7 protein-coding genes are annotated in these 11,272 nt (G+C 41.7%); all 7 read left to right on the top strand.

Annotated elements, in window-relative coordinates:
- Positions 1-1,313: TonB-dependent receptor (locus AAC037_RS09600; protein ID WP_339902788.1), on the top strand; the 1,313-nt coding region annotated here is incomplete at its 5' end.
- Between the two features lie 28 nt (positions 1,314-1,341).
- Positions 1,342-3,099, top strand: coding sequence for a RagB/SusD family nutrient uptake outer membrane protein (locus tag AAC037_RS09595; protein ID WP_339902787.1), 1,758 nt, complete (start codon positions 1,342-1,344; stop codon positions 3,097-3,099).
- A gap of 355 nt (positions 3,100-3,454) precedes the next feature.
- Positions 3,455-4,861, top strand: coding sequence for a neutral/alkaline non-lysosomal ceramidase N-terminal domain-containing protein (locus tag AAC037_RS09590; RefSeq protein ID WP_339902786.1), 1,407 nt, complete (start codon positions 3,455-3,457; stop codon positions 4,859-4,861).
- Entirely contained in the window at positions 4,858-6,237 is a 1,380-nt protein-coding gene (locus AAC037_RS09585) for a neutral/alkaline non-lysosomal ceramidase N-terminal domain-containing protein (RefSeq protein WP_339902785.1), read from the top strand. The genes AAC037_RS09590 and AAC037_RS09585 overlap by 4 nt, the downstream gene beginning before the upstream one ends.
- A gap of 38 nt (positions 6,238-6,275) precedes the next feature.
- Positions 6,276-8,942, top strand: coding sequence for a hypothetical protein (locus AAC037_RS09580; protein WP_339902784.1), 2,667 nt, complete (start codon positions 6,276-6,278; stop codon positions 8,940-8,942).
- Positions 8,943-9,052: 110 nt separating this feature from the next.
- The gene (locus AAC037_RS09575) at positions 9,053-9,961 is read left to right on the top strand and encodes an amidohydrolase family protein (RefSeq protein WP_339902783.1); all 909 of its coding nucleotides are present in this window, start codon (positions 9,053-9,055) and stop codon (positions 9,959-9,961) included.
- Entirely contained in the window at positions 9,924-10,733 is an 810-nt protein-coding gene (locus AAC037_RS09570) for an amidohydrolase family protein (protein ID WP_339902782.1), read from the top strand. The genes AAC037_RS09575 and AAC037_RS09570 overlap by 38 nt, the downstream gene beginning before the upstream one ends.
- Positions 10,734-11,272: the final 539 nt, after the last annotated feature.

Genomic DNA, 11,272 nt, shown 5'->3' with positions numbered 1-11,272 from the left:
CCTATATGGCAAGATTAAATTACACCTATAAAGACCGGTATTTGTTAACGACCTCCGTAAGAAGAGACGGTTACTCTGCCTTTGGAGCAGACAACAATGTGGCAACTTTCCCAGCCCTTGCATTAGGATGGATAGTTTCTGAAGAGCCATTCTTTCCTCAAAATACCGCCATCAGCCTATTGAAGCTTAGAGGTTCTTGGGGAGTTAACGGTAACAGAGACATAGGAATCTACTCTTCTTTGGCTCAAATTGGAACCAACTTGTACTATGATGGTACCAGCGTTCAACTTGGATTGTACAACAATACCTTGGCCAACCAAGGCTTACGATGGGAAAAAACGGAGTCTTATAACATCGGTTTGGATCTAGGCTTGTTAGAAAATAGAATTGATATTTCTGCAGAATTCTATGACATGACAACAACTGACTTGTTGATGAACAGGCAATTGCCTGAAATCACCGGTTTCTCTACTATCACTGCCAACTTGGGTGAATTGAGAAATAAAGGTTTGGATATTACCATCAATACAGTTAATGTAAACCGGCCTAATATATTATGGAAATCCAACTTTGTTTTCTCATTGAACAGAAACAAAATTGTAAGACTGTTTGGTGATACTGAAGAGGTAATTATCGGTGGTGAAACTGTCACTAGAGAGGTTCCTGATTACACCAATCAATGGTCTCCTGGCCAGGCCATCGATGTGGTATGGGATTATAATGTACAAGGAGTTTGGCAATTGGATGAGGCCGATGAAGCAGCCGTTTACAATATGCAACCGGGTGATTATAAATCAGAAGATGTAAATGAAGATGGCGTTTATGATGCTTTGGTAGACAAGCAATTTATTGGGTACACCAGACCTCGGTATCGATTGGGTTTAAGAAATGATTTTACTTTCCTAAAGGATTTTACAGCCACCATTTTCTTAAGAGCTGATTTAGGTCATCAAAGGGAATTTACTTATGCAACGCATGAGTCTTCTACCTATGATCGAATCAATATCATGAACATTCCTTACTGGACTCCAACAAACGGAGAGACTGAATACGCGCGTACCTCTGAGGTTCATGGAGCTTATGGAGGAGGACTAAGAGTGTTTAAGCCTACAGGTTTTTTAAGGGTTCAGGATGTTTCTTTGTCCTATAACCTCCCTTCTTATATCGCAGAAAAGTTGCAAACAAAAGGTATAAGAGTGTTTGTATCTGCAAGAAACTTAGCGACGTTTACGAATTGGCCTGGATATGATCCTGAATCAGGAAATACCCCGATGCCAAAATCGTTTTCTGCAGGTATCAACCTTTCGCTTTAATGTTTAGTACCAAAAAGATTTAAATATTATGAAATATATAAAACAATATTTGTTCCTTTTTCTGGTAGGTTTACTAGCATTTTCCTGCTCAGAAGACTTATTAGAACAAAAACCAAAATCCTTTTTTGCACCCGAAAATGTTTTTATTGATCCATCAGGGTATGAAGCTGGGTTGGTGACCATGAGAAAAGCCCTTACAGAGGGTGTTACTGGTAGTCGTAGACATTATATGGTAGGTGAGTGGTCTTCTTCTGAAGCCGGAACGCCAACCTTTCAAATGGATTGGTTTCAAACTACACCTTTCTTTGACAGGTATTATACCTTCGTTCCACTTTTTTCTGAGTCTTTTGAATTTATCAAGAACGCCAATGTTGTGATTGGTAGAATTGATGATATCGAATGGGAAGATGAATCCACAAGAAATGCCATCTTGGCTGAAGGTTTATGGCACAGGGCCTTCTGGTATTATTGGTTGATCAACTCATACGGTGATGTTCCATTTGTAGGAGAAGAAGTAAGGGGTGTAAGGTTAGATTACCAGACACATAGCCGTTGGGCCATACTTGATAAAATTCAGGCGGATTTGGAATATGCTGTGCAATGGCTACCTGAGACAGCGGTTCCAGGCGCAATTACAAAAGGTGCCGGCAACCATTTGTTGACAAAGGTGTATCTTGCCAATTTGGAATTTGATAAAGCCATAGCATCTTCTTCAGCTGTAATCAATGGTAATTATGCTTTGGTTGAAGATAGATTTGGTTCTGAAGCCGATATTGCTGAGAAAAATGTGATCTGGGATCTTCACCGTCCTGAAAACAAAAATATTGGCGCAAATACAGAAACCATTTTAGCAATGGTGGATAGATTTGAAGCTCCTGCTGGTGCACAAACCGCCGGTTTGTATACCATGAGACATTTCCATGCCTCTTGGTGGCATTCTTCCATTCGTGATAGTCAAGGTTTAAGAGGTACTTTTGATAGTGGTCCAAGATATGATTCACTAGGAAGAGGCAACCCCGATATGATCTCTACTCCTTACGGATTTTATGAAATTTGGGAAGAAAATGGTTTTGATTATACCAATACTCCTGACCTCAGAAGAAGTGATGTCAACTGGGTCGATAAGCATGAATTGGTATATACCAATCCTGAATCTGTAGATTTTGGGAAGCCGATTAATCCCATGTACATGACTGCTCCACAGGATTCTGTTTATAAGCATTTCCCACTTATATTTTATAAAACCTATGCGCCACAACAATCTCCTACAGCTGTGCCTATGGGAGGAAACGGTGACTGGTATATTTATAGACTTGCTGAAACTTACTTGCTACGTGCAGAAGCTTACTATTGGAAAAACCAATTGGATGCTGCTGCTGCTGATATCAATGAAGTGAGAACAAGAGCCAATGCATTGCCAATTGATGCTTCTGATGTGACCATCGAATATATCTTTGACGAAAGAGCCCGTGAGCTTTTCTTGGAAACTCCACGTCATTCAGAATTGGTTCGGGTTTCTTATATCATGGCTTCTCAGAACATTGGAGGCTATAGCCTTGAGTCTTTTGCAGACAACAACTGGTGGTATGATAGAATTATGGAGAAAAACATCATGTATTCCATTAAGCCAATTGTGATTGGAAACACTCCTGCTATTGCACCTTTCCATGTGCTTTGGCCTATTGATAATAATGTAATCACAGCAAATACCTTAGGGACCATTAACCAAAATGAAGGTTATGTGGGTGCTGAAAACAACGTTGCTCCTTTGCAGGTTGTTGAATAATTAATTAATCCCTCTGTTTACCCAAACAGAGGGATTTTTTTCTTAAATTTTGATAAGTAATTGCCCTTTTGGTTCATGATGAAATTACTTGAAAATCAATTAATTTCTAGGATTTTAACAGGAAAGGATTAGCCAAGTGAACTCAGGACTCAGTCAGTCCAAGCCTACGTTTAGGGGTAATTCTTAAATTCGCTAAAATTGTCAATTTATATTGCAGTATTTAAACTGAACGACATTTTCCTACTTTTTTACTTAAATAAGAAAATTATAACTGCTTATAAATACTGAAATAGCTGTTTTTTTAATTTATATTCATTGACCATCAAATACGATTGTTACTAGTAATCAATAAGTCATGAAACATCTATCCCCAAAGTCCTCTTGCTTCATTTTTTTTGGAATAGCAATATTGCTATTTAATTACCCTTCTTACTCACAAAAATATTCCGGAACCTGGAAAGCAGGCGTAAAGAAAGTTGAAATTACTCCTGAAGGTTCCATCTGGATGGGTGGCTATGCTGCTAGAAAGAAACCTTCAGAGGGTGTCAGACATTCGGTATATGCCAAAGCCCTTGCCATTGAAGATCCTAATGGTAATCTTGCTGTTGTGGTGACCGCTGATTTGTTGGCTTTTAGGAAATTTTTATCTGATAAAATTAGAGATCAACTGAAAGCTAAATATGGTCTCACAAGAGAACAAATAATTCTCAACAGTTCGCATACACATACCGGACCGGAGACGGATCATCAAAGGTTTCAATTCCAACTGAGTAAAAAAGAACACAATAAAATTCAAAATTTTGCTGATCGAGTAGAGAGAGAAATTGTGGAACTGGTAGGACAGGCTTTAACTTCGCTTGAACCGGTTACCTTGTCTTCTGAAAATGGATTGACCCGATTTCAGGTCAACAGAAGAAATAACAAAGAAGCCCAAATAAATGCCCAAACTGAATTAAAAGGCCCCAACGATTATGCGGTGCCGGTGATTAAAGTAGAAGACCCTAAGGGGAATCTAAAGGCAATTCTTTTTGGCTATGCCTGCCATCCAACGGTATTGTCGGATTATCAGATTTCCGGAGATTATGCAGGTTTTGCCCAGATTGAACTGGAGAAGCTTTATCCCGGGACTACAGCCTTGTTCTTCCAGGGAGCAGGAGCCGATCAAAATCCTTTGCCGAGAAGATCAGTTCCATTGGCTCAGCAGTATGGTAAAGAGCTGGCAGCAGCTGTAGAACGCGTTTTAAATGAAGACATGAATGTTTTGGAAGGAACACTATCAACGGCCTATTCAGAAATTGACCTGACCTTTGCTAAGGCTGTTCCCACCAAATCGGAACTGGAGGATATCATCAGTGGGGTAATTCCAGGTTATCCGGATTACTTAAAAGAATATGCGAAAATCTGGATATCTAGACTGGACAAAGGTGAAAAAATCAAAGACTCCTATCCTTACCCGGTTCAAGCATGGAAAATAGGCAATCAAGCAATTTTTGCTTTAGGAGGGGAGCTTCTTGTTGGGTATTCCCTGGAACTTAAAAAGATTTTTGGCCCGGATATAATTGTGATGGGCTATTCGAATGATGTGATGGGGTATATTCCCACAAAAATAGTGCTCTCAGAAGGTGGATACGAAGCAAACAGGTCTCCACTTTTCACCACCCAATGGGCAGCTTCAATTGAAGACAATATCCTTTCAGAAGCCACCAGACTTGCTGAAAGTATAGGCATTAAAACTGTTGAATATCCCCTAATAGCACCATGAGAAATAATACAGAAAATATAAATGGCCTTAAGTACCTTTCTATTTTGGTACTGTTAGTTGGCCTCATTTTTTACGCTTCTCATTTGTCGGCCCAGAATGCTTCGGCGCATTGGAAAGCCAATGTGGTAAAAGTAGACATTACCCCAAAAGTCCCAATGTGGATGGCCGGCTTTGCTTCCAGAACTGGGCCTTCTGATGGTACTATTCACCCGATATGGTCTAAAGCCCTTGTTATTCAGGATAAAGACAAGAATACTGCGGTCTTGATTACCAATGATCTATCCGGGATGCCCGGAGACATGAGCGGGCGAATCAAAGAGAAAATTAAAGCTCGGTATGCTCTACCTGAGAATGCTGTCCTGATGAATTTTTCCCATTCTCATTCCGGCCCTGTGCTCAAAGATTACTTGTACCATGTATATCCTTTGAGTGAAGGTGAAATTGAAAAGGTAAATACCTACTCGGATTGGCTAGAGGAGCAAATTGTCGATTTAGTGGGTAAAGCCTTGGAAGGATTAGTCCCTGCAAAGATCTCCTCGGAAAATGGAGTTACCAGGTTTCAGGTAAATCGAAGGAACAATAAAGAAGCGGAATTGGAGACCACTACCGCCGTCAATGGCCCCAATGATTATGCTGTACCGGTAATGAAAGTGACCGATTTGGAGGACAATATCATGGCCATTGTTTTTGGCTATGCCTGTCATGCTACCGTATTATCCGTCACGCAATGGTCCGGAGACTATCCGGGATTTGCACAAATAGCATTGGAAAAAATGTATCCCGGTGCTACGGCCATGTTTTTCCAAGGAGCCGGAGCCAACCAAAACCCATTGCCCAGACGGACGATTCCATTGGCACAAAAGTACGGTAAGGAATTGGCAGCGGCAGTAGAAAGCGTTTTAAATGAGGACATGAAACCCTTAGCTGCACAGTTAAAAACGGCTTATTCGGAAATAGCCCTATATTTAAATGAGCCACCCTCTACTGAAGTCTTGGAGAAAATGATAAAGGAAAGCAGTGGGCATTACCAGCGCTGGGCTGTGATGATGCATGAAAAAGTTAAAAACAATACCGTTGAGCTTTCCTATCCTTACCCCATTCAAATTTGGAAATTGGGAGACCAATTGATGGTGGCACTGGGAGGTGAACCGGTTGTTGACTATGCTGTCAAGCTGAAAACCCAATATGGGAATGATTTATTTGTGCTCGGTTATTCAAATGATGTGATGGCTTATATTCCCTCAAGAACAGTACTTGAAGAAGGAGGCTATGAAGGAGCAACATCTCAAATAGCTTTTGGTCATCCGGGTACTTGGAAACCTACGCTTGAAACTAAAATATTCAAACGAATCAACCGGATGATGGCCGGGTTTTAAACACTGAATTCAATTCAAAGCAATTTCAACGCCTAAACATGGTCAATAAAACAGCGAATAGAAGGGACTTTATAAAGCAGAGTACGCTTTTGGGCTTAGGTATGTATTTAAGCCCATTTACCCTCTCTTCAACGCCGCATAAATCGTTTGATTACCCGGATACTGAGCAGTTATTGGATTGGTCAGATTGGGAGAAGTACAGACATTCAGTCAGTCACCCTTGCCTTACAATTAAAGAAAATAACCTAGCGGCTGCTAAAGAAAATATAAAAGACCAAGAATGGGCCAAGGTTCATTTCGGAAGGATTCACGGTATTATAAAGAGTCATATTGATAAGATTACCCCTGAATTTCTTAATAGCATGGTGGAGGAAACGACCCCGGGGGATCCGCTTTGGACACCTTGCCCATCCTGTAGGGACAAAGGCTTGCCTGTACACCCGCATGGACTGTGGAGTTGGGAGGTAGAAAAACCGGAAGAAATCCAATGTACTGAATGTCATGCAGTGTTCCCGAACAGTGACTATCCGGAAGAAATTGTTTTAATGACCAAATGGGGGAAATCCCAAAAGATTTCCTACTGTGGTGGAGATCCTTTTGTGATCTTTAGGTATAAAGAGGGCAGGCCTAGTTTTACAGCCAATATCAGGTCCAGAAAAGTACAGTGGATAGCCGGATTTTGTAAGACTTTGGCAGAGGGTTATTTACTTACGGGAAATGTATCCTATGCTGCCAAATGTAGACAAATCCTCCTTAGGTTGGCCAAATGCTATCCGGAGTGGCTAATACATGTAGGCTATGGTGAATATGCAGACATGGATCCCAAAAAAGCAGCGCTCAATATGATGAACTTGCCTGAACCGGAATTGTGCCCACCACCAAATGTGCCTGACAATGCCCTATGGACCGGTTTTTGGAGTGCAGGCAGGGCCAGTGGCGTTGGATTGGAATCTGATTTTGTGAAAAAAATTGTGACAGCATATGACCTCACCTGTGAAGCAAGAAAGTCTGATGGTACACCACTTTATAATGCACAAGACAAACATACGATAGAAAAAGACCTGCTTCTTGAAAGTACAATTTTGCTGGTTTGTGACAAGAAGTTAAACAATAAATCTGTTAGTAACCGAACGGCCGTAGCTCTGGTTGGGATGTGTGTAGGGCATCCGGGTTTGCTTAGATTCGGACTTGAAGGCTTTAACATGACCGTAAATGGCTGGTTCTTACCTGATGGAACTACCAGTGAATCCCCTTTTTATGGCTTGATGACCTTGGGAGGGATTTGGGACATGGCCCAAGCAGGACAAGGCTATTCAGACCCCGAGGGTTATAAGGATAAGTCGGGTCAACGGATAGACGATTTAGACCTTTATCATGAAACCAATTACAAGCTGGTTTGGGAGGCCTTTTTCAAAGGCTTGCAAGGAGACCTAAAATATCCACCCTATGCTGACTCTTTTGAAAATACCACACTGGATGTGGCTTACGTAGAGTTAATGGTCGCCAATTATCCGGAGAAAAAGGAATACCTCGCCTTGTTAAAAGAACTTTGTGGGAATGAACTTATTTTGCATAGTGGATCACCTGTATTTAACAGCGAATTTACAGACAGTGAGGTAGAACCGGTATTGCGACTTCCTTATGACCTTACCAAACCCAATGGCGCTTTGTCATTCTCTATGTATTACAGGAATCCGGGGCTTAAGAATAAAAAAGAGGGGGTTTTAACATTCCCGGACTGGTGTCCTCCAAATTTACAAATAGGTCACCTAAGAACAGGGGAAGATGGAAGAGAAAGTTTATTGCTTTTGAGTGCCAGCCCTTGGGGAACCCATCATGAAAATGATAGTCTTAACCTGTACTATTGGAAAAAAGACACTGCTTTACTTTCAGATTTGGGATACCTATGGGATCACCCCCAGAAGCCCAATAATATCAGGGCCCTGGCGCACAATACGGTGCTCTTGGATGAGCAAAATCAAATAAAAAAAGGCAGGGGCGGTGAGGTTCTTGTATTCAAAACATTTCCTAATGTCAAGGTAATGGAAATGGCATCTACGGCTTATTCCCAGGCTTTGGTTTACAAGCGAACTTCTGTATTGGTAGATCATGGGAATGGGAATAGCTATGTGGTCGATTTCTTTAGGGTACAAGGGGGTGAAATTCAGGATTATGTTTTTCATGCATCCAGTAATGAGCTCACAATAAACGGTCTCTCTCCGGTGGCCAATGCCGGATTGGCACTCTATGATTATGAGAACATCAAAACAAGTGATGGCAATGGAACCTGGAACAGCGAATGGAAAAATGAAAATGGACTTACGACCCGTGCCTGGTCGCTTGGGCAGGAGGGGGAAGAGATGTTTGTGGGCGATGGCTGGGGACAAAAGGATTGGAAAAATGCTGACATTGGTGCTACTTTACCCTATTTTGTAAGGCGGAAAAGAGGAGACAGGCTCCAGACTTTTGTTTCGGTATTTGAGGGTTTTGAAGAGGGTAAGTCGACAGTGAAAAGTGTGTCCCTTTTGGACAAAACAGGAGTTGTGATGGTAGAGACCCCTTTTGGAAGAGATTATATCATGTCCATGCATAATAAAGGAGAAATGAGCATAAAGCATATGGAGGGCAAGGAGAAAATTAGTGGTCATTTTGCTGCTGCGTCCGTCCGTAATGGTCAAATGATCTGGAAGGAAGTGCTGTCCTGATAAGGCTTTGGATTTGCTAAAAAATTAAGACTTAGTGATAACACTTGCGGCATGATTCAGTTGCCGATTCAATATTGAAAGTATGGCTTTTAAAAAAACAGTTTGAAAATATGAATAGAAGAAAATTCTTTTCCACCAGTGCAGTTTCTGTTTCAGGGATTGCGCTAAGTGCACATTTGACAGGATTTGCCGGTAAAGAAAAACCTGTCGAAGAGAATGACCTGATGAAAGAGGTTATGAAGTACAGGAAGATTGATTCCCATGCCCATGTATACTTTACCGAAGACAGCCCCGAGACACAGATTGGGTATGCAGATAGGCTAGGGATCGATAAAATGGTGATTTCAAGACCGATGAGACCGGGGAGTAAAGGGCTGCCTGAAGAATTTATTGCTTGCAATGATTTGATCCTTAAATCCATGAAGAAGTACCCTGACAGGTTTATTGGTCAGCCAACGATCAACCCTGCATTTCCAAAGCAGGCAATGGAAGAAATCGACAGGTGTATGGATCATGGGATGACGGGATTAAAATTGTACAATCATGTGAAAATAAGTGATCCATTGTTCTATCCTGTGATTGAGAAATACATAGACATGAAGATGATCATCTTGATGCATATGGGCATTGGGAAATCACGGGTTATTTTTGATGCCAGGGAGCCGGAAAATGTATCTACTCCTGATGATTTTGTAATTGCGGCCAAAAGGTATCCGGAAGCAATGTTCCAATTGGCACACCTTGCAGGTGGTGGAGATTGGTTAGATGCCTGTAAGGCTGTGGCGCCTTATCCCAATGTGTTTGTGGATGTATCAGGAAGTAACAATGAGGGAGACATTATTCCTTATGCCATGGAATATGTAGGAGAGGATCGGATTTTCTTTGGCTGTGACAATAGCTTTTTTCAAGGTGTGGGGCATATGATGGCTGCTGAGCTTACAGAGAGCCAACAGAAAAAGCTCTTTTTTGATAATTATAACAATGTACTTAAAAAGTCAGGAAACCATGTGGATAGATAGTAATGCATATATAGGCCACTGGCCCTTTCGTCAGGTAAGAAACAGCAGTTGTAAGGCCCTTATAGAGAGGATGGATGCCAATGGTATTGCTGCTTCTGTTTTAACCAATATCAATGGAATATTTTATAAGGACACCCAGGCTGCGAACAGGGAGACTTATGAGGAAATCAGTTCCAATAGGAAATGGGCCAAGCGATTGATACCTTTTGCAGTGATCAACCCAATTTATTCGGGCTGGGAAAGAGATTTGGAGGAAAGCAGTGGAAAGTTAGGCATGAAAGGGGTAAGAGTTTTTCCAAAATACCACCGCTATAGCCTGGATCATCCCTCTTGTATAGCAATGGTGAAAAGGTGCAGGGACATGGGTTTACCAGTTGGCCTAACATTGAGAATGGTGGATAGTCGTCCAAGCTCCTGGTTGGACATTAGCAATGAGTGGAGGCTAAGTGATGTGATGCCCATTGTAAAGGCCGTACCTGATGCCAAGTTTATGGTGCTGAATTTGTCCGGTAGTACACATTTGGAAAAAGAGGATTTGGATTTGTTTAAGAAAGCGGATGTGTTTATGGATACTTCCGGAAGAAATGTCCTTGACTTGGCAGGATTGATGGAGACTTTTGGTAAGGAAAAGTTCGGTTTTGGTACGCATTCTCCTGTTCTGGACTACAAAACCGGAGCATTGAGGATTGCCTCTTTGCGCGAGGATGAAGCAGATGCAAAGACCAGAGAGGACTTGCAGTCAGGAAATATTAAAAGATTTTTAGGGATATAAGGTAGGGGTGATTTTGGCGGCATTGTTGCAGAAAAAAAAGGCAACAATGCCGCCAAAATCAAGATCATTTAGATTTTCTTGACCACGGGCTTTACCCGTGGCTATAATCTTATCAGCCCTTCAGGCTTCTTTGAGTCACTTTATGGTTAAAGATTTTTTTGCAGGGTTTATGTATGGATTGCTGATTCGCGTGATGTCATTTGAGTAACCGGACCCTGAGCGGAGCGAAGGAGTAGGTCTAACGAATACGCTATCCTAAGGCTTCGACTCCGCTCAGCCACCGGTAAAGAAAATTCGTTTTAAAACCTCATTTCGCAACGCCCCCTTAATCAAAGAAGGATAAGCCTGTCACGACCTTATTCGGGAGGGGATTTACTGAAGACACGGAATCCTTTGAGGAATCGGATTCGTAAGTGTGATTTTGTCAGCATTGTTGCAGAAAAATGGCAACAATACCGCCAAAATCAAGGGGGCGTTGGTTTACCTTACCACGGGTTTTACCCGTGGCTATTGTCCTGTCAGCCCTTCAGGCTTCTTGA

The organism is uncultured Cyclobacterium sp. (assembly GCF_963976465.1).
Taxonomy (GTDB): Bacteria; Bacteroidota; Bacteroidia; order Cytophagales; family Cyclobacteriaceae; genus Cyclobacterium.
Note: the sequence above shows the minus strand (reverse complement) of the source record. Positions and strands in the feature narration are given on the sequence as shown.